The sequence below is a fragment of the Pseudomonas sp. GXZC genome, assembly GCF_026967615.1.
GTDB lineage: Bacteria > Pseudomonadota > Gammaproteobacteria > Pseudomonadales > Pseudomonadaceae > Aquipseudomonas > Aquipseudomonas azotoformans_A.
Map to the genome: position 1 here is coordinate 4,334,764 of NZ_CP114115.1, position 17,503 is coordinate 4,352,266.

The following is a 17,503-nucleotide window of genomic DNA, read 5'->3' on the forward strand; positions in this document are numbered from 1 at the left end:
TCAACGTCTCTTCAGGTAACCGCTGGTGGATATGCGGCGTTGTGGGGGTGCAGCGGGCCGCGCCAGGGCGACTGGAGCAACAGGTTGTTCGTGTTGCGCCAATGAAGGTGTAGCCAATAACGGCGCGCCCACTGGGCGACTCATACGCTCCCCTTGAATCGGCTTGCTCTGAACCGCCTCCGAACCGGCGTTGAACACAGCCTGGCTCACTCTTTCCCAATCGTGTTCCTGGTAACGATTGATACCCAAGTAATGCGCCATCGCTAGGCAGTACACCATCAGGTCGAGCGCTTCGTTACGCTCAGCTTTGCCTTTGACCCACTCGATTTTTTTATAGCCTTTGACGTAGCGAGTCACCTTGCGCTCAGCAACGCACTGGTCGAAAAAATCATCCGGCAAATCATTGGCGAAATGCAGTGCGCCTGGGCCTTCCTCGATCAGATAACGGTTATAGATCCAATCCTTGGACGTGTCAGTGCCGACAATCCAAAGCTCCGCACCGTGCCGCTCGGTCAGGCCCTTCCACGTCACATCAACCTTGGATGGCCGCTGCGCAATCACCGGCCTGCCCCGCTTGCTTGCTCCCTTGATCGCGAAAATGTTTCGCCACCGGCGCAGTCGACAGAATTGGTAAACCTCATCATGGTGGTTACCACCAGAATCCACCGCTGTTGCAAGTATCCCCAGATCGGCACCACACGGATGCCGATAACGAGCCTTAAGCAACTCATCCAGCGCTAACCAGGTTCGCTCATCCGAAGGGTTGCCCGCGATCACCTGATAATCGATCACCCACCGCTCCATACCGACACCCCAGCCCATCACCATGAGTTCAAGGCGGTCATGCTGAGTATCGACCGAACAGGTCAACATCAGAACGCCGTCAGGCATCGAACCAAGGCTGTAGGCTTCCAATCGAGCGCGATTGCGCAACACGTCGGCGCTGGTTTGTTCTTGCGCGTTGTCCCATACCTTGGCCAAGCGGGTGTTGTAGAACACCTGCATAGGTTCCATATCGCCTTTGCCCTGGGCCTTTTTCGCTTTTTCGAACTGCTTTGCCAGCGATGCCCAGCTCGTCCAGCCTGGCGGTGAGTAAAGGGCGTTGAGATTGAACCCTACGGTTTCACCGTCACCCGCTGAGCTGGCTCGCCACTCCCCTTTGCTCAACATCTCACCCTTGTGATGCTCCTCGATGAGCACATCACATTCAGGGCCGGCGCACTGGTAGTGCACCACGCTGTAGTCCTCGGAGTAATGCAGGCGCTCCCATTCTAAAACCTGCAGGTGACCGCAGTCCGGACACGGCACGTAGTAATAGCGTTGATCGCTGGTCTCAAAAAGATCGGAAATGCGCGACGCGCCCTTGATCGTCGGCGAGCTGGAAAAGTAGAACTTGGCATTGCGTCCGAAGGTACTGCCTCGGGTTTCTGCGAGCTCAACCGGGTCACCCTCATCACCAAGATCAGTCTCCCAGCGATCAATCTCATCGCCGTAGATGTAGCGAGCGGACAACTCCGAAAGGTTCGCAGCCGAACCCGCGGTTGTCACATACAGCGTGCCGCCTTCGAACTCTTTCGTGTCCAGGGTGTTGCGTGCATCGCGTGACCGATTGGCCGCCACACGCTCGCGCAAGACGGGAGTGGCCTTAATGGTTTTGCCGATGCGCGAGGACACCCGCTTGGCCAACCCGAGGCTGGGCAGCAGGGCCAGGATGTTCGACGGTGCCATGTGGATCAGGCCGCCTATCCAATTCAGGCCGATCTGCGTTTTCATCAACTGGGAAGCGACCATGGTCACTACCCGCTTGCAAGGGTGGGCAGGCGACAGACAGCGCATCGGTTCACGAGCATAGGGCGTTCGCGATGTGCGGTACTGACCAGGCTCGGCGGCACCGGTATCACGCGGAATACGCATGAACTCATCAGCCCACTCATCCACCCACACGTCCGGGTCCGGGCGCAAGCCACGGAAGTACGCCTCGCGATACAGTTCTGTACCGTCAGGGTGTTCCGCTAGCATAAGGTCAACTCGGAGTCAGGGCGTGTTCTCGGTCCGCTGAAGAAATTCGTTCGGCGTCTTCTAGTGAGCGGCGGATGGCCGCCGTCAAGTGTCTTTCAATTTTCCATGGGTCGGTCATAACGGCCAACTCCGGCGCTAGTTGCGCGACGATACCAAGCAACTGATCGCGTACTAGACGTCCCGCGCCATATGCGCCGTCCTCCACAGCCTTACGTAAAACAAGCGAGCCCTGCTGCTGGTGAAAGTTAGCTTGTTCTTGCAGAGCCAAATAATGCTCACGCATAGCGCGAGACTTCTGAAAGTCAGGCTCATCACCAACTTGCAGCATTGCGGAGCCATCGAGGCTCGGCAATGTAACGACTGCTGTACTGCTCGTAGGCGCGTCCTTGGGAGAGCGCTCGCGCTTGTGACGCGCAACAACACCTGCCTTGCTTGGATCACTGGTCATAGACAGCAGCTTTTCGCTCGCGCCAACGTCCACTAATCCGGATTCGTTCAAGACCAGTCGCCTGGACTGAATCAGTTTCCCGACATACTGCCTGGACCATCCCTTCATCTCGCCATACTGCTTGCGAGTCATAAAAGTCATGTGGCCTCCCTTTTGAAACCAGGTCGACCTCGTCAACCAATCCTGTCAACTAACTCTGTCAACTAACCCGGCAAGGTTGACAGCGATTTTCGGTGGTTTCCTGTCGTTTTTTTCGACGTTCGCTGTCAAATCCTCTTGCGCAAAAAAAGGACGCTAACACCAGTGTTCACGGGGGATGAGCGTGGAAAATACCGCCCTCCGGATTACTGATAGCGTTCCCGATGTGGAGAATTTTTTACACGCAAATCCTGTCAACCTGTCAACCGCTGTCAACTAACTTTCAAACCCTGTGGCTAACGCTTTCCCGCGGGTTCTATGCCCCGTGTCCCTCGAAGATCCCCAGGGTCCCCGGCCGTCCGTGGCGCGCCATTTTGGTGCGCAACTCGCATCATTCGACGTTCCGGCCGGGGAGTTTGAAGTCAGTCACACGATCAGCGATGGCCCGGATCTTTTCCACGCCCAGGAAGCCGACCCAACCTCCTACGAAGGTCGCCATGCTCTGAGGCAGTCCGAAGAACTCAAGACCACTGATGATAGTCAGCGTTAGGCCACCACACAGCACGCCTTCCACAAGCATCTGCCGGCGCGAGCCACCACCGTAGGTGATGCGCAGCACGGCCATGGCGAAGGACAGCCCGGCCGGGTAAAGGATCGGCGCATGCTGGCTCAGCCACGCAAGCATCAACGCCCAGGTGTCTGGCTTATCTGGCATGTTCGGCATCTCGGGTTCCTCCCATCTGGGAGCTATGAATGAAAAAGCCCCGGCACGTGCCGAGGCTCAAAATTAGTGATGCTGATAGTCCGGTTGAGGTTTCGCCCCTGCTGGGTTCTATTTCTGCTTAGCTACTGCCTTCTTTGTATCTTCCCAGCTAGAGCAGAGATCCGAAAAATCATCATCTACACCCCACCTTTGCCCAAAGGCAGGAAGGCGGTGCTTCTTTCTCAGCGCCTCTGCCAAAAGGAACGCCTCATACCCGAAATAACCGACGATATCAGCCTTATGCGAGTGCACATCTGTAGGGTCAAAAGAGGACTCGTAAACTCCATAAAGGTACTCGCTAGCAAGCATCTTCTCTGTATTCAGCCACGTTAGAACACTGGCATTTTTTGAATCCAAGAGTCTTAACTCATCGGTCGTTATTTCCAACTCAGGATAAGTACATCTGGGCCAATTTTGATAGTCGCGCTCTGGAACAAGCTGAGCAGTAAGCTCGTGATAATCCCGGATCTTTTGCCGCGACTGGAGCGAGTACAAGTCGAGTTTTGCGATGACGCTGATGGCGTTAAACTTCGCATCTCGAGCTCGATCACGGCTTTTAAACAAATAGTCCTTGATCCAACCAATTACAGCAGCCACCACACCACTTGCCAAAACGATCTTAGCGATGTCAATACCGCTGAGTGCAGATGCCGTAACCTGAACCGGCTCCATGTTTAAACTCTCCATAAAAAAACCCGACACAGAAGCCGGGTTATTTTGTCGTCTTTCATTACACGCAAGATCGACATGATGGGAGCAATTTACGGCCAGTCGGCCAACAGGTCAAGCGGCATCTACAAAGATTTGCTCGTTGTCGAATATCTCGGTCGCATGAATCACGGCCTGCTCTTCAAGTTGCTCCAAACGCTTGTAGATACCGCCTCGCCAGTTACGGCGAGTTCGCTCGGGAGTACCCGCAAGATCCCATGTGTTCATGTCGTAGAACTCTGCAGGCAATACGATCATGTCGGTAGAACGCTTGCCTACCTGCAAACCTTTAAGCTTCGGGATCGCCCAGGCTGTGAGGGCTTTGTAGATGAACAACTGAGGTGCCGGGGAGACCATACGAGACACCAGCCTGCCAATGGCACCCACCTTGTTGGCCTTGTGCGTAGAGTACTTGGCCACCAGCACATCCCACTGCGCAGGATCGAGTTGACGATGCAGCAGCGCGTACAGGCAGCAGTCGTAATCGAACTTGTCGCGCACGGACAACGTGCTCCCGCTGCCGCCCTGGCGAAGGTCGGCGTCTATCAGCTTCTGCCAAGACTGCTTGGTGCTGTTGTCGATGTTGTCCGCTGCCAGCACTCGCACAAGGGTGCCCATCACGTCTTTGTACATAGTCATGGCTCAATCCCCCGTGTAGTTGGTGCCGCCGGCGCCGAAGCGGTTGTTCTCGTCGTATTGGGTTGCCGGTCCGCCCAACAACGCCGGCCGTTTCAATTGTTCGATCTGATGGTCAGCCGCCTGGAGCCGAATGCTCAGCTGCGTCACCAGCACCTCTAGCGGCAACGCCTCACCAGATTCAGCGGCGACCCAGCCCGATGCGTTGCATTGCACGCAGGCCAACTTATGAAAGACGCCACTGATCACCGCGCGTCCACCGCATGCAGGGCACTTGGCAAGGTCGAGCTGTGCGGTGCGGAATGCTGGGCCACTACTCTTTTTCATCATTTTCAAACCTCGCCCTTAACAAATTGTGGTTCTGGCTCACAGACCCCGCCGTTCAAGGCGTCTACGAGGTTTTGCGAATCTTCATATCTAACGCCTGTCTGCGCGTGAATCGCCTTGAAGCCACGCGCATCTAACCAGTGGTGCCACTTCACCAAGGCCAGGCGGCGCTGCTCTTTGGCCTGGGTGTTGATGTAGGTGGAAGCGATCTTGCCCAGCGAGTGGTTCAGCAGCATCTCGCCGATGTGGCCGTCGACGCCGAGGTCAGTCCAGGCGGTGCGGGCGACCTTGCGCAGATCGTGACTGGTCCAGGCGCCCTGCCCCAACCGAGTGAACACGGCACTGGCCTGGTTATCACTCAGCGGCTTGCCACGGCGCGACGGGAACAGGAAAGCCCCCTCATATCCCTGCGCGGCCTGGCGGTCACGGTAACGACGCAGCAGCCCGCACACCTGATCGGTCAGCGGCACGCGCAGCTCAGTCTTCGTCTTGGTGTGCTCGGCCGGCAGGAACCACTCGCGCTCCGGCAGCGCAATGTCAGCCCAACGCGCCTGTCGGGTTTCACCGATTCGGGTGCCGTGGCACAGCATCATTAAGGCCAGCATGGCGTCACTTGGCGCACTGTCGAACCGCTCAGCCAGCAGCGTCACCAACTCGGGCACCTGCACATCGCGCAGCCGGGCAGGCTTGGGCTGAATGCGCGCCGACGTGAAGTTGCTAAATTTCAGCTCGGCCATCGGGTTGACAGGGATCAGGTCCAGCCTGCGCGCCTGCCGGAAGGCCGTGGCGACGAGGCGAAACAGCTGCTGAACGTAGGACAGCGACAGCTCTTCCTGCGCCGGCCACATCAGTTGCCTGTCCAGGGTTTGGGCGTTGAGGTCGCTCAGCAGCAAATCATTCAGCCGCGGCTTGAGTTGGCAGCTGATCGCTGACTTGATGGCCGCGCGACGCTTTTCGGAGAGCGCCCGCGACTTGGCCATGCGCTCGCCGAACCAGTCGAGCAGCTCACCCACGGACACCCAGCCCGATACGCTGGCCACGCCGTCAGCCGCCACCCGCAACCGCACCGCGGGGAGCGCGGCGACCACCTGTTTGCTGCTGAGGTCGGGAAAATGGCCGATCAGGTGCCATTGGCGTTTATGGAGCAAATACCAGGAGCCGCGCGTGCGGTTCTTCAAGTAGCGAAAGTGAAGCGCTGGGTGACTTGCATCCCGCAGATCGCGCACATGTTCAATCTTGGCGTTTCGCGCAATCTCGGCATCCGACAGTTTGACCGTCAGGGTTTGGATTTGAATGTTCAATAGACGCCCTCCTGGGCGGCAAGGCGGTCGATGACCTGGTACGTCTCCGGCCACATACAGGCTCCATAGCGGCGGGCCATGGCCTCATCCGCGAAGAGCGCCAAGGCATGGTCCGGCAGATCGCCCAAGTCGAGTTTGAAAGAGCAGCAGAACACTGCGAAACGATAGGAATCGGGGTTTGGAACCGCGAGTTTGCGATCAGGCATTTACACGCCCCTTAGGAGCGTAGCGCTCGGCCATGCTGGTCACCTTCTTCGGCAGCTCTTCGACTGGCTCCGGCCTCCAGCCGGCGGCAAGGTTTTCAAACCGGTTGTACTGGCCGAGAAAAGCGGCGCGGACCGTGCCCATCTCAATATCCCGGCCTTTGCCGATGATGATTTCGGCGATACCTTTGTGCTCGGTGTTCTCGTGATAGACCTCGTCGCGGTACACGAACAGGATCACATCAGCGTCTTGTTCAATGGCGCCGGACTCACGTAGATCGGACGGCACCGGACGTTTGTTCGGGCGCTTCTCGCACTCACGGGAAAGCTGACTGAGCAGCACGACAGGGATGCCCAGCTCTTTGGCGAGCAGTTTGCAGCCGCGACTGATGCTGCTGACCTCTTCAGTGCGATTGCCACCCTCGCCCTCCAGCAACTGCAAGTAATCAATCATCAGCAGGTCAAGCCCATAGCGCAGCCTGTGACGGCGAGCCAATGAGCGGATGCGACCAATCGACGAGCCGGCCCGGTCCGCGATGTACAGGGGCGCACGACGCAACACACCCGCTGCCGCAGACAGTTCCGCGCCATGGCTTTGGCATGCCGTACCGTTCTTAACCAAGCTCAATGGGATTCGGCCTTCGGCGGCTACAGCCCTATCGATCAACTGGCCTTTGTTCATCTCCAGGCTGATGACCAGTGCAGACTTGTCCTGCCGCACTGCTGCATCCACAACAAAACCCATGGCCAGGGTGGTTTTACCCATACCAGGGCGACCCGCCACGATGTACAGGTGATCGGGCTGCAACCCTCCTGTTTTCTCATCGAGATCCGCCAGGCCAGTGGATAAGCCGATCAGAGTTTCCCCGCGGGCATGACAGTCATGACGTTCCTGCCAAACCTCTAGCTGGTCCGCCAGGGCATCGCCGGCTTTCACGATATCGTCGTCACCAGAACCGCAGTCGATCGCCATGGCCGCCGCCTGGACTGCCGCGATCTTCGCCTGCAGGCCCTGGCTACCGTGGGCAATGTCCATCGCTTCGCTGCCCAAAGCGTAGAGAGCCCGCTCAACGGCGCGCTCTCTGACAATGGCGGCGTAGGTCTTGGCGTTGGCCGCGCTCGGGGTGTTCTTGACGATTTCCGCGCAATACGCAAAGCCTGGGCTGCCGCCGTCAAGGTCGCCAATGTGGTTACCAACGGAAAGAAAGTCCACGGCATGACCAGCAGCACGAACGGCCATAATGCTGCGGTACACGTCGGCGTTTTCGGCGAAGTAGAACGCCTCGGCGGACAAGTCTTCGGACAAGGTGTCGATCAGCTCAGGGCGCATCATCATCGCGCCGAGAAGGCCATGTTCAGCCTCGACGCTGTACGGATCACGCATGGTAGTTACCCTCCACCACCTTCACGAAGTTGGAGGGCGCGATCAACCAATCAAACGTTGCCCGGAAAGGCGTCGAACCATGCTTCCCGGCCGAACGCCCCATCAGGAAATCAGATTGGGCCACCGTGCCAAAGTACTCCACCCAGAAATCAAGGCTCTGGTGAACATCACTTTGGTTCCAGCGGGCACGAAGTTGCTGCTTGCGCGACTCGGAAACGAGGATCACAGCAGGCAGTGCAGGAGTGAGCAGCTTGTTGAACAAATCAACGATGTCCTGAACCGGGCAAGAAGGCGATCGCATTGCGCGATTGCCACCCTGTGATGGTTCAATTGATGGTTCTATTACGGTTCTGGGTGCACCTGCTGCGGGGGTTTTCGTCGTCTGCTGCGGGGGTGATGGTGCATCTGCTGCGGGGTGCATGCCTTGCGGGGGTGCATAGGATGCAGGGGTGAGCGTGTACATCGTTGAACGCCCCATGCGCTCACGAACAGACAAAATTCTAGCCTGCCCCAACCACTTGATGGCGCCCTGCACCGTTCTTTCGGCAAGGCAGGTGCGCTCAGCAATGCGCGCAACTGAAGGCCAGCAAACACCCTCGTCGTTTGCGTTGTCAGCCAACGAAATCAGGACAGCCTTCTGTGGGCCGCTCATGCCTTGCAACGGCCAACACAAGCTCATAATGATGGTGCTCATGTGGAAATATCCTGGGCAGGTGCCAGAGATGCCTGCAATTGATTGAGGCATGCCTTGCGGAATTGAGATTTGGATGTCTGCGAGTACTGGCCGCCAGTCAGTAGAGCGGCATTCATCGCGGAAGACTGGTTTAAGTCGTGGTGTCGTGACACTTTTTCGGACTCGCCTGAAAGTGTCGCGACATCGCCGGAACTGTTGACTGTGAGGGCATCTTTGATCATTATTCATCTCGTTCTAACGCTGTATCGAACCGCCCTGCCAGGCGGTTTTTTTATTTCTGCGATTCAAGCGTCTTGGAACCCGACATGCTTCAGTGGTAGCGAATTAACTGTATGAATTAACAGCTGAATCAGCTCACTGCTGGTGCCAAACCAGATCACGCATACTCAACTCCCTCAGACGTTTGGACTTTGTGCCAATGGACGACTCGGGAAAGGCCTAACTTCCTCTCCTGTCATCGTTCCGTCGTCGTTCTCGATTACGAAAATGGTCCGCCCTGCCTTAACGGCCTTGACAATCGCAGGAGCGCTTACATCGAGCCCTTTGGCGACAGCGATCTGACCAATTTTCTTAACAAGCTCGGGCAGCAGTGTTCGGTTCATAGCATTGCCTCACTGAAGAATGATCACGATATTAACCGCCGGTTATGATTTATTCAATACCGCCGGTTGACGCAGCCAAATTAACCTCCGGTTAAATTCCGCGCATGACGAAAAAGAAAGATTTATCCCCTGAGCTAAAAGCTGAGTGTGAAGCGGCGAAAAAGCTGTTCACGCAGAAGAAGAATGCTCTCGGCCTGACGCAGGCCAAAGTGGCTGAAGCCGCCGATATTTCTCCGGCGGGAGTAGCCATGTATTTAAATGGAACCAACCCGCTGAACGCGAAGTTCGCAGTCGTGCTGTCGCGACTTTTGAACGAGCCTGTATCCCGATTCAGCCCAAGGCTAGCTGCGGAGCTCACCCAAATGCAGGGCGCCAGAATTGACGGCCGCACGGGAAACACAAATGGGGCAGCTGAGAAAGTGTTGGAGATGCTGCGCAAGCATGGCGGCAAGTCACTGGACGCTGCTGCCCAAGACAAGATCGCTAAGGCGGTTGCCGAAGACTTATCTAACTTTGCCGCGCCCGCTCCACCCGTTGACCGATCAAAGTTTCCTAACGCACTAGAGCATGGAGACATCTCTATCCCTCAATACGATATCCGAGCAGCGATGGGGCACGGCCAGGTTCCGGCTGAATACAGCGAGGTCATCCGCAACGTTGTGATTCGCGAAGAAGTGCTGCGTGAGAAAGGCGTGACCTACACCGCTGCCCAGGCCTTGGCAATGATCACCGGATGGGGTCAGAGCATGGAAGGAACTATAAACGACAAAGATCCCGTAATCGTTGATCGAGGTGTCAACGATTACCAGGGCGAAGGCGTATATGTACTCACTTGGCACGGAGATCTGCTGATCAAACGTCTGCAGCGCAAGGATGAAGAACACGTATGGCTGATTTCCGACAACCGTAATTATGAAAAGCAATCTGCGCGGGTCGACGACGTGATTATTCACGCCAAAGTCTTGATGGTTTGGAACGCTCGCAAAATTTAGACTTTTAGAAACGAGAGGGTTACAAGGAAAGTGACCAAATCAAATGAGCATGAATCAAAACTTCCAGATAGCACCTCACTATCTGGATTGTATTTTGGATTAATTGGGGTTTTCCTAAGCGCAGTGGGTATAGCTTTGTCCGTTTACGCGCTCAATTCAGGCGGAAAGTCTCTTTGGCTTAGCTTATCAGGATGGATTTCATCAATCTTAACTGGCATATTCTTAACTCGACTATGCGTGAAACTCATTCACATTAATACAGGCATTCATTGCGAGGCAAAAGAAAATATTCAGCAAGCACAAAACGAAGCCAAGGAGAGTGCACAGAGAGCTCTTGAACTAACAAAAAAAGTTGGTGAACTCGAATATGCGATAACGCGCCTAACCGAAATTAATTCTTTTATTGTTTCCACCACATCAATACCCCAGGTCAAGGCTAGACGCCCCACCTCCAATACAGCACGCGCTAAAAAAGACGTTCAACTAAAAGCTCAAACCAACGAAAGTGAAGAGGTTACGGATGACATTTGACTTTAATAATTTCAATTATTACCCCAACTTACGTACGCGTCCAGCAGAGGTAAAAGGTTATAGCGAGTTAGCAGAAGCCTGTAAGGATGCTATAACCCCTATTTTTACTCTAGGTGCATGGCCTCGGCAAGACGACACTAAGCTGTCTCTTAGCGAAGTCATCACCGCATCAAGCGGGCGCCCGATAATTCTTGACCTCACGTCAGACCCAGCATATCTCACCAAAGACACACACGAACTAAAAAACCCGTCTTCAAATTTCAAAGAATGGAGAGAGTTTATTGAGCGAATCGAGCACCCAGTCATTCCAGTGGTACAGATCACTGAGGACTCAAAAATATCACAAGTAATACGACAGGCTCGACACTTCGAAAACTCGGGATTCAAAAAACTAGCCTTTAAAATCAACAGTTTCAGCGATCAAACAAATAATATAATCGCAGCCCTTTCAGCCTTAGACTCCGCAGACAATGCCTTAGTTATTATAGACGCGGGATACATTCGCGACACTCTCCACCCATCGCTTGCTGGGAGCGTGGCACTTATCAACTCAATTAGAGAAGAGGTCGATAATGCGATCATAAGCGTCACATCCACTAGCTTCCCCTCATCGGTCATACCTTTTGTTGATCCTAAAAGTAAGGGCAAAAGCGGAGTCATAGATATGCTTGAAACTAAGCTTTTCGCTGCAATTGGCCGAGAAGCGGTGATCTATGGAGATCACGGATCAATCCACTCCAGAGTCTACCCCACCAAGGGCGGAAAGTTTATCGCACGTATTGACTACCCCTTGAACGATGCCTGGGTATTCGAACGCAGGGCTGATACTAACTCTCAGGGATATATTTCTGCGGCCGAAGATCTCATCGAAAACTTCCCAGAGATACTAGAGGACGACACATGGGGAGCCAAGAAAATAGTAAGTGCGGCAAACAGTGAGATTGATAACATGAGGCAACCAGCATCTTGGATCGCAGCCAGGGTTAACATGCACATAAGCAGACAAATTGACCTTACTAGTTCTTATGTGACTGACGAAGAAGATTTCGACGACCTTATCTAATTGCGCTTACGCACCAATACAGACTGAGGCATGCAATCGATTAGTGCCTCAGCCCCCACCCCTAGAGCAGCAAAGTTAATTAACTTCTCAGCACGAGGCTCCACGCCGTCAACTTGACCAAAACCTGCTAATTGCCGCTCAAGTTTTACCCTACTGTTAGCAGTCCGGCTCAGCATATCGAAAGATTCTGCCGTAGACAAAAACTCCCTTTCTCGCAAAAAAGATGCGTAACTTTCAGAGTATCTTTCTTTAATGCAAGAAAGCACATACCCCCTCAGCCTTTTAATATTTTTATCGGAGCACATTTTTACCATCTCTGCCCGCGATAAATTAGCGATGCCACCAACTCCGCCAGCTCTAAGGAATCGCTCAAGCTCAATCTTTGTAATAAGGCTGGTGAGCTTCGCAACATCTTTAACCTCATTAATTCTACCGGCTCGAACTTGCCTTAACCGAGGTCGGCCTGAAGCCGCTGAAACCTCAAGAATTCCAATATGCTCAGGATAGTCTCTCTGAATAGCTGATATGAATTTTGGAGCGGCAACAACCAATACTTTATCAAAATACTGCTGGAAAGACTCGAGCTGACCCGGAAGGCGCTTAAGGCTGTCAAATTGACTTTTAATCTCGAATCCATACAGCCTCCCATTTGCGACGGCAATATCTGCTCTACGCGACCAGTTGGCTACGACCATTTCGTTTATAATCACTGCATCATCGACCATCTTTCTCTCAAATAGCCAGTCAACAAGCAGAATTTTTATATCTTTCTCAGACAGCACTGAGTAGGAATCCTCTAGATTGAAACAAGACACTCTCCAAAATGATGGCAGATAGCCATCCACTCGATATCATATTATTGCACCTTGAAAGTCGACCGAACAGCTTTGTAGATTGAAAAGAGGATCAGAAAGGCGGCTCAACCTCGGTTTGTCTCACCACGTCTAGATCCACCTCCCTCTCGATCACTAGATCGTCATCCGTAGGAATATCCCACTGTAACGCCACAGCAGCATCATCACAGTAAGCCACCTCTAGTCCATCAGTCTCCAAAAGCAACTCCATGATTTTTTCCCAATCCTGATCACAATCGGTATCCAATCGATGGATAAGCACCTTCCTACCGAATTGAGCCTGCGGCGAGCTAATCATTGCAGATACGCGAAGTCCTAGACGGTCCATGCCGCTCAAGTTGTCGCCACGCGACAAATTGCTAGATGCGCTTTTCAACCCGATTCTACCCCGCCCAAAACACTGTATATCCATCCACAACACCCATAGCTTAGGCGATCTGCTTAGAAAGATAATTAACCGGCGGTGTTGACTAACAATTTACCGGCGGTTAACTTCTATTTCTGCCGGATAACTACCGGTCTTGTGGAAGGCAGCGATGAACCGGCCTTAACAGTTCAGAGGGTTGGCAACTGACCCGGGCGTGCAGCGTAAAGCGCCAAGACGAGTTATCCAGCGGGAGCACAAGCCGAAAGGCCCGCGGCTGGACAAATAATTTGATGGGGCCGGCGGCAGCGCCAGTAGCGGGAAGCCGGCAGCGACACCAGAAGATTTCACTTCTGCACCTGGTGACGGGTGCAGCGGGAAAACAACCGGGAGTCACAACGATGAACGAGATCATCAGCGGCGAGTGGAAGGGTCACCTCGGTAGAGGCCTTGCGCCCAAAGAACTTCAGTACCTACTGGCCGCTGCCCAAGGGATGACGGCCAAGCAGATCGCCAGACAATTCGACGTTGCAGCCTGCACCGTGGCCAAGCGCCTGTCCTGCGCCATGTTCAAGCTCGGCGTGACCCGCCAGACAGCGATGATCGCCGAGGCAATGCGTCGCCAGATCATCTCGCCGATGTGCTTCGTCTTGGCAGCACTGATCGCCATGCACGCAATGATCGGTGACGAGTCGATGCGACGTGACCGCCGCGTGCCGGAACGCCGTACAGCGCAAGTCCGGATGGTACGCCGCGCCGAACAACCGGTGCTGCTCGCCTAATTCAAACCTCGAGGGAAAAGACATGCCTCCATCAATGCAAGAACGCACCGAAGGACTTGCAGCACTCCGTGTCCGCGCAACCATCGCCACTAGCGCGATGTACGCCATGATCGGCAAGGAGCAGCCCGTACAAGAGGTTCGCTTCCAGGTAATCAATAAGGGCGCCGGCGCCTACCACGTCGTCGAGCGCTCCACCGGCAAGGTCATGGGCATGTGCTTCACCTGGAAAGCTGCGGTCATCCGCGCCCAGGTACTTGAGGCTCGCGCCGACGGCAAGAACATCAACATCGAGGGATGGTCCCAGTGATCAGCGTAACCCGATGAGGCGCATCAGCACGATCAACGCCGCGCGGCGCCGGCCGACATGGCTGGCACTGCCAGCAAGTGGAATCGAAGAGGTAGGCCATGGCCGAGGAAGAGCTGACGGCGGAAGCCAAGAAGCAGCGCCGCAAACGCGAGAGGGCGAACGAAAAGAACGTTGCATTTGGCGTCGAGAAATTTACGGTTGAGGTCGCCGGCGTATTCAAGGCCGACCTCAACCGCCTGATGAAGCAACACGGGTTCAACAATCAGCAGGAAGTGTTTCAGAACCTGCTGCGCAACGTAATAACCGCTGACTTCGAAACAGCGGCGCAGATGCTCAAGTGTGTCACGACACCTTTTGTTGTAACTGAAAAGGTGTCGCAGATTATTCGTGCGGCAGGCCTGAAGTCACTCGCCGAAGACCCACCTGAGCCTGACGACGAGATCGAAAGACCCGATTACCTGATACGGGAAGCGATGTAGGCAAGGTATTTTCCCGCTTCAAGCTTTTGCTCCGGGCCACCGGGGCCATCACTTCCGGCAAGCGAGCCTTGTGCCTTTTCGATCAGATAGTCCTTTGGAGCACCTGGCGTGCTACTCAGGACTGCGATCAATAGATGTTCCAGTGCATCAACTTGCGCCTGATTGCTCATCTTTCTCTCCGTGATCCGGCCCGATGCCGGAACTCGTTAATACCCCAACCCAAACCAAATTGCCACCAGGCGCGGCAGCCGGACAATCACTTGGGCGAGACGTGCTGATCTACGCGCTCCCCGGTGCTTGTGTCGACAATGATTATGTCCCACCAAGTGTTTGCAGGAGGGTTGGTGAGCTTGTACGTGCGACCAGCAACAAAATCAACATCCCGAATCTTCTGCTCCAAAGAAGGATTGGTGCCGATCCACTTCCTCAGTTCCAGTCGATGTCTGCCGGGAGCTAGTCGATATTCCGTTTGGGTGCCGAGCGCGAAATTGGTTTTCCTGCCATCAATTGTGGCAATGAACAGTGACTTGTCGGTTAGGCCGATACGCGCAACGTCAGAGTGGGTAATCCTTCAGCTGCTTTTTCGGTGTAAGAGATACAGCCACTGGTGACAGAGATCACCAGAGCTAATCCTAATACCCGCAACACTTGCCCTTTCCACATGCCAATCTCCAGTTCCTTATGGATGAGCGCAGCATTCAACCCCAACCCAAACCGAATTGCCACCACCGGTCACGGAGGGCGGCGCCTGACTGGAGATAATCCATGGACGACCAGTTCTATCTGCAAGACAGCCGCAGCCACGCCTACGTCGGCGACGGGTTGTCGTTCTGGGGCTTTGGCGGCTCCGGATATGTCACCGACTTGGCCAAGGCCCAGGTGTTCACCCGGGACGGTGCTTGCGATCACCGCGATACTGACATCCCGTGGCCAAAGGCCTACGTCGATGCCCGGGCGCGTATTGGTATCGACTGCCAGTGTGTGACGTTGAGCGAAGCCCTGGACCAGAACCCCGACGCAGCCGAGTTTTACATCCAGAAGCCGCAGTGCCGGAACGGCAACAACCTGATTTGGATTTGTGAGGATGGAGTATTCACCAGCGATCTGTCGAAGGCTGTAGTGGTGCCGAGAGCTCACACCGTGGTCTGGATCGGAAAGCTCGGTCAATCAGGCGCAGTGGTCTGGCCCAGACCCTACATCGACGCGCATAGCCGTCGGTTGGTCGAACACTATGACGTGAATATCAAGGAAGCCCTGCGCGGCACCGGCATCAAGCTGCCAAAGCCGAGAAGGCCCAAAATGATGATGTTCAATTGCGATGGCTGCGGCCGATTCATCAGCGACGCGCAGCGCTATCGGGAAGACTGCCGGAACTGCGGAACAAGCAACACTCCCTGATCCGCCTTCCCCAGCAGCACTGAACCAAAACTAGGGTGTTCTGACAGAGTTGGCTATGGAGTCAGCCAAGTGGGCGGCAACGGTAATTGCGTGAAGCATGTCATGGCCTTGTAGCGTAGCTGGCGATACATCTGCGTTGGTCAATGTTTTTTCGCCCACTGTCGAACCATCTGTTTCGTAGATTCCGGCGAAGACTACAGTTGCCACTCTATTAACTTCCCCGACCGCAACCTCTCCAGCGAACCCGTTCGCGTAACTTAGCGCCACAAACTGCGCATTCGGGAAGGCCCGCAAAAACTCCTGATAAACACTTGTTCTTTGAAACATCAATTTTCCTCTTGATCCGGCTCCATGCCGGTCACCCGTAATACCCCATATCAACGAATCACGCCAGCGGGCCGGTGATCCCCTCGTACTCGGCAATCTCGCTATGAATCACAGGGACTTTTACACCAAGATCGTGTTGCTCTCTGATCCATTGCTGCATCGCGGTGGTGCGGAGCCACTGGCCACGATCAAGAATTCGCATAACAGTACCGGTGACTTCAAAGGCGCCACAGTCAGCGCAATCGAATCGCGCCCGATCAACGTCGCGGGCTGTTTCCGCCTCAGGCGTCTGACAAACCAAGCATTCCATACGACCTCCTTTTCAATTGTTCGCAAACTATACCCGCGAGGCCCCCCTATGTCCGCACAACAGACCGACGAAAAGAAACTCGAACGCGCGATCCGCAAGATCAAGCACTGCCTGGCAATGGCCCAAAGCGCCAACGAGAACGAAGCGGCGACGGCTCTTCGGCAGGCTCAGGCACTGATGCGGGAGTACCGGCTGACTGAAATGGATGTGAAGTTGAGCGATGTTGGTGAGGTTGAGTCCGCCCTCTTCCGAACCAAACGGCGACCAGCATGGGATCAGCAGCTCAGCATCGCTGTAGCAGAAGCCTTCAGCTGCACAACCCTACGGCGCAGGACATGGAGTTCTGCGAAAGGCCAGGTCATTGAATGCGCAACATTCGTCGGAGTGTCTCCCGCCCAGAACATCGCCCTTTACGCGTACGAGGCACTGCACACGAAGCTAACCCAGGCGCGGAAAACCTATTGCTCAGAGGTCAGATCCGGAGTTCATCGCAGTCAGTATTCGGCAGAAACAGCCGGCGATCACTTCGCATTGGCTTGGGTTTGGGAGGTTCAGTCAAAGCTGAAAGCGCTCGTACCTCAAGGCGACGATGACCCTCTCGGGCACCCCGCCACCGGCCATGACCTTGTTGCGATTCAGGCTCAGGACAAAGCGCTGATTAGCGAATATCTCGCCACCCAGGAAATCGGGAAATCGAGAAAAGGAAAGTCCGTTGAGTTGGATCTGAACGCCCAGATCGCCGGGATGCTGGCCGGGAGCAAGGTCGAACTGCACGCGGGAATTGCACGAGGCGGCCAAGACATTCTCGCCCTATCCGCTACCGCATGAACTCACGACCATCAATGATCCGGCCCCTACCGAAAAGGACCCCTC

24 protein-coding genes are annotated in these 17,503 nt (G+C 54.8%); 8 read left to right on the forward strand and 16 right to left on the reverse strand.

Going from position 1 to position 17,503, the window contains the following annotated elements; all coding sequences use genetic code 11:
- The 12 genes from OZ428_RS20190 to OZ428_RS20245 all read right to left on the reverse strand — a co-directional run bounded on the left by OZ428_RS20190 (position 1) and on the right by OZ428_RS20245 (position 9,223).
- The gene (locus OZ428_RS20190; RefSeq protein WP_269131070.1) at positions 1–2,019 is read right to left on the reverse strand and encodes a phage terminase large subunit family protein; all 2,019 of its coding nucleotides are present in this window, start codon (positions 2,017–2,019) and stop codon (positions 1–3) included.
- A gap of 4 nt (positions 2,020–2,023) precedes the next feature.
- Entirely contained in the window at positions 2,024–2,608 is a 585-nt protein-coding gene (locus OZ428_RS20195) for a terminase small subunit (RefSeq protein ID WP_269131071.1), read from the reverse strand.
- Between the two features lie 388 nt (positions 2,609–2,996).
- Positions 2,997–3,329, reverse strand: a complete 333-nt coding sequence (locus tag OZ428_RS20200; protein WP_178918740.1) for a phage holin, lambda family — start codon at positions 3,327–3,329, stop codon at positions 2,997–2,999.
- Between the two features lie 108 nt (positions 3,330–3,437).
- Positions 3,438–4,040: a hypothetical protein gene (locus tag OZ428_RS20205; protein WP_269131072.1), complete on the reverse strand. Its 603-nt coding sequence runs from the start codon at positions 4,038–4,040 to the stop codon at positions 3,438–3,440.
- A 111-nt stretch (positions 4,041–4,151) separates the two neighbouring features.
- Complete coding sequence (locus OZ428_RS20210) at positions 4,152–4,715, reverse strand: hypothetical protein (protein WP_269131073.1); 564 nt, start codon at positions 4,713–4,715, stop codon at positions 4,152–4,154.
- A gap of 3 nt (positions 4,716–4,718) precedes the next feature.
- Entirely contained in the window at positions 4,719–5,039 is a 321-nt protein-coding gene (locus tag OZ428_RS20215) for a hypothetical protein (RefSeq protein WP_185706757.1), read from the reverse strand.
- A gap of 5 nt (positions 5,040–5,044) precedes the next feature.
- On the reverse strand, positions 5,045–6,340 hold the full coding sequence (locus tag OZ428_RS20220) for a tyrosine-type recombinase/integrase (protein ID WP_269131074.1): 1,296 nt from the start codon (positions 6,338–6,340) through the stop codon (positions 5,045–5,047).
- Positions 6,337–6,546, reverse strand: a complete 210-nt coding sequence (locus OZ428_RS20225) for a hypothetical protein (protein ID WP_269131075.1) — start codon at positions 6,544–6,546, stop codon at positions 6,337–6,339. Before OZ428_RS20225 ends, OZ428_RS20220 begins: the two co-directional genes overlap by 4 nt.
- Complete coding sequence (gene dnaB / locus OZ428_RS20230) at positions 6,539–7,927, reverse strand: replicative DNA helicase (RefSeq protein ID WP_269131076.1); 1,389 nt, start codon at positions 7,925–7,927, stop codon at positions 6,539–6,541. The genes OZ428_RS20225 and dnaB overlap by 8 nt, the downstream gene beginning before the upstream one ends.
- A complete protein-coding gene (locus OZ428_RS20235; protein ID WP_269131077.1) occupies positions 7,920–8,621 on the reverse strand; it encodes a helix-turn-helix domain-containing protein in 702 nt (233 codons plus the stop codon). Before OZ428_RS20235 ends, dnaB begins: the two co-directional genes overlap by 8 nt.
- Positions 8,618–8,842, reverse strand: a complete 225-nt coding sequence (locus OZ428_RS20240; RefSeq protein ID WP_269131078.1) for a hypothetical protein — start codon at positions 8,840–8,842, stop codon at positions 8,618–8,620. The genes OZ428_RS20235 and OZ428_RS20240 overlap by 4 nt, the downstream gene beginning before the upstream one ends.
- A gap of 174 nt (positions 8,843–9,016) precedes the next feature.
- Positions 9,017–9,223: a Cro/CI family transcriptional regulator gene (locus tag OZ428_RS20245; RefSeq protein ID WP_269131079.1), complete on the reverse strand. Its 207-nt coding sequence runs from the start codon at positions 9,221–9,223 to the stop codon at positions 9,017–9,019.
- Between the two features lie 104 nt (positions 9,224–9,327).
- On the opposite strand from OZ428_RS20245, the gene OZ428_RS20250 reads away from it, so the two are divergent.
- From OZ428_RS20250 to OZ428_RS20260, 3 genes are read left to right on the forward strand one after another with little or no spacing between them, the layout of a single operon-like run.
- Positions 9,328–10,215 carry a LexA family transcriptional regulator gene (locus OZ428_RS20250; protein ID WP_269131080.1) on the forward strand — a complete coding sequence of 296 codons (888 nt, stop codon included), beginning with the start codon at positions 9,328–9,330 and terminating at the stop codon, positions 10,213–10,215.
- 30 nt (positions 10,216–10,245) lie between these two features.
- Positions 10,246–10,746: a hypothetical protein gene (locus tag OZ428_RS20255; protein ID WP_269131081.1), complete on the forward strand. Its 501-nt coding sequence runs from the start codon at positions 10,246–10,248 to the stop codon at positions 10,744–10,746.
- On the forward strand, positions 10,736–11,809 hold the full coding sequence (locus OZ428_RS20260; protein WP_269131082.1) for a beta family protein: 1,074 nt from the start codon (positions 10,736–10,738) through the stop codon (positions 11,807–11,809). Before OZ428_RS20255 ends, OZ428_RS20260 begins: the two co-directional genes overlap by 11 nt.
- Here the strand turns inward: OZ428_RS20260 and OZ428_RS20265 are convergent.
- Complete coding sequence (locus OZ428_RS20265) at positions 11,806–12,591, reverse strand: sce7726 family protein (protein WP_269131083.1); 786 nt, start codon at positions 12,589–12,591, stop codon at positions 11,806–11,808. The two genes, OZ428_RS20260 and OZ428_RS20265, sit on opposite strands and share 4 nt — an antisense overlap.
- 124 nt (positions 12,592–12,715) lie before the next feature.
- A complete protein-coding gene (locus OZ428_RS20270) occupies positions 12,716–12,991 on the reverse strand; it encodes a DUF1654 domain-containing protein (protein ID WP_269134209.1) in 276 nt (91 codons plus the stop codon).
- A gap of 437 nt (positions 12,992–13,428) precedes the next feature.
- Between OZ428_RS20270 and OZ428_RS20275 the strand changes: the two genes are divergently transcribed.
- The 3 genes from OZ428_RS20275 to OZ428_RS20285 all read left to right on the forward strand — a co-directional run bounded on the left by OZ428_RS20275 (position 13,429) and on the right by OZ428_RS20285 (position 14,595).
- Entirely contained in the window at positions 13,429–13,809 is a 381-nt protein-coding gene (locus OZ428_RS20275) for a LuxR C-terminal-related transcriptional regulator (protein ID WP_269131084.1), read from the forward strand.
- 22 nt (positions 13,810–13,831) lie between these two features.
- Positions 13,832–14,116, forward strand: a complete 285-nt coding sequence (locus OZ428_RS20280) for a hypothetical protein (RefSeq protein WP_259174946.1) — start codon at positions 13,832–13,834, stop codon at positions 14,114–14,116.
- Positions 14,117–14,214: 98 nt separating this feature from the next.
- Complete coding sequence (locus OZ428_RS20285; protein ID WP_269131085.1) at positions 14,215–14,595, forward strand: hypothetical protein; 381 nt, start codon at positions 14,215–14,217, stop codon at positions 14,593–14,595.
- Here the strand turns inward: OZ428_RS20285 and OZ428_RS20290 are convergent.
- Entirely contained in the window at positions 14,571–14,765 is a 195-nt protein-coding gene (locus OZ428_RS20290) for a hypothetical protein (protein WP_269131086.1), read from the reverse strand. The two genes, OZ428_RS20285 and OZ428_RS20290, sit on opposite strands and share 25 nt — an antisense overlap.
- Before the next feature lie 595 nt (positions 14,766–15,360).
- Here OZ428_RS20290 and OZ428_RS20295 point away from each other — a divergent pair.
- Complete coding sequence (locus tag OZ428_RS20295) at positions 15,361–15,993, forward strand: hypothetical protein (RefSeq protein WP_269131087.1); 633 nt, start codon at positions 15,361–15,363, stop codon at positions 15,991–15,993.
- A 385-nt stretch (positions 15,994–16,378) separates the two neighbouring features.
- Here the strand turns inward: OZ428_RS20295 and OZ428_RS20300 are convergent, their stop codons facing one another.
- On the reverse strand, positions 16,379–16,630 hold the full coding sequence (locus OZ428_RS20300) for a hypothetical protein (protein WP_259174949.1): 252 nt from the start codon (positions 16,628–16,630) through the stop codon (positions 16,379–16,381).
- Positions 16,631–16,678: 48 nt separating this feature from the next.
- Between OZ428_RS20300 and OZ428_RS20305 the strand changes: the two genes are divergently transcribed.
- Positions 16,679–17,458 (forward strand): DUF2786 domain-containing protein, encoded by a 780-nt coding sequence (locus OZ428_RS20305; RefSeq protein ID WP_269131088.1) that lies wholly within the window; start codon positions 16,679–16,681, stop codon positions 17,456–17,458.
- Positions 17,459–17,503: the final 45 nt, after the last annotated feature.

Excerpts from the sequence above, each read along its gene's own strand:
- OZ428_RS20275 (WP_269131084.1), top strand. The coding sequence starts at position 13,429 with ATGAACGAGATCATCAGCGGCGAGTGGAAGGGTCACCTCGGTAGAGGC.
- OZ428_RS20285 (WP_269131085.1), top strand. The coding sequence starts at position 14,215 with ATGGCCGAGGAAGAGCTGACGGCGGAAGCCAAGAAGCAGCGCCGCAAA.
- OZ428_RS20270 (WP_269134209.1), bottom strand. The coding sequence starts at position 12,991 with ATGGACCGTCTAGGACTTCGCGTATCTGCAATGATTAGCTCGCCGCAG.
- OZ428_RS20200 (WP_178918740.1), bottom strand. The coding sequence starts at position 3,329 with ATGCCGAACATGCCAGATAAGCCAGACACCTGGGCGTTGATGCTTGCG.
- dnaB (WP_269131076.1), bottom strand. The coding sequence starts at position 7,927 with ATGCGTGATCCGTACAGCGTCGAGGCTGAACATGGCCTTCTCGGCGCG.
- OZ428_RS20240 (WP_269131078.1), bottom strand. The coding sequence starts at position 8,842 with ATGATCAAAGATGCCCTCACAGTCAACAGTTCCGGCGATGTCGCGACA.
- OZ428_RS20205 (WP_269131072.1), bottom strand. The coding sequence starts at position 4,040 with ATGGAGCCGGTTCAGGTTACGGCATCTGCACTCAGCGGTATTGACATC.
- OZ428_RS20280 (WP_259174946.1), top strand. The coding sequence starts at position 13,832 with ATGCCTCCATCAATGCAAGAACGCACCGAAGGACTTGCAGCACTCCGT.
- OZ428_RS20210 (WP_269131073.1), bottom strand. The coding sequence starts at position 4,715 with ATGACTATGTACAAAGACGTGATGGGCACCCTTGTGCGAGTGCTGGCA.
- OZ428_RS20295 (WP_269131087.1), top strand. The coding sequence starts at position 15,361 with ATGGACGACCAGTTCTATCTGCAAGACAGCCGCAGCCACGCCTACGTC.
- OZ428_RS20290 (WP_269131086.1), bottom strand. The coding sequence starts at position 14,765 with ATGAGCAATCAGGCGCAAGTTGATGCACTGGAACATCTATTGATCGCA.
- OZ428_RS20250 (WP_269131080.1), top strand. The coding sequence starts at position 9,328 with ATGACGAAAAAGAAAGATTTATCCCCTGAGCTAAAAGCTGAGTGTGAA.
- OZ428_RS20245 (WP_269131079.1), bottom strand. The coding sequence starts at position 9,223 with ATGAACCGAACACTGCTGCCCGAGCTTGTTAAGAAAATTGGTCAGATC.
- OZ428_RS20305 (WP_269131088.1), top strand. The coding sequence starts at position 16,679 with ATGTCCGCACAACAGACCGACGAAAAGAAACTCGAACGCGCGATCCGC.
- OZ428_RS20190 (WP_269131070.1), bottom strand. The coding sequence starts at position 2,019 with ATGCTAGCGGAACACCCTGACGGTACAGAACTGTATCGCGAGGCGTAC.
- OZ428_RS20235 (WP_269131077.1), bottom strand. The coding sequence starts at position 8,621 with ATGAGCACCATCATTATGAGCTTGTGTTGGCCGTTGCAAGGCATGAGC.
- OZ428_RS20300 (WP_259174949.1), bottom strand. The coding sequence starts at position 16,630 with ATGGAATGCTTGGTTTGTCAGACGCCTGAGGCGGAAACAGCCCGCGAC.
- OZ428_RS20215 (WP_185706757.1), bottom strand. The coding sequence starts at position 5,039 with ATGAAAAAGAGTAGTGGCCCAGCATTCCGCACCGCACAGCTCGACCTT.
- OZ428_RS20195 (WP_269131071.1), bottom strand. The coding sequence starts at position 2,608 with ATGACTTTTATGACTCGCAAGCAGTATGGCGAGATGAAGGGATGGTCC.
- OZ428_RS20225 (WP_269131075.1), bottom strand. The coding sequence starts at position 6,546 with ATGCCTGATCGCAAACTCGCGGTTCCAAACCCCGATTCCTATCGTTTC.
- OZ428_RS20260 (WP_269131082.1), top strand. The coding sequence starts at position 10,736 with ATGACATTTGACTTTAATAATTTCAATTATTACCCCAACTTACGTACG.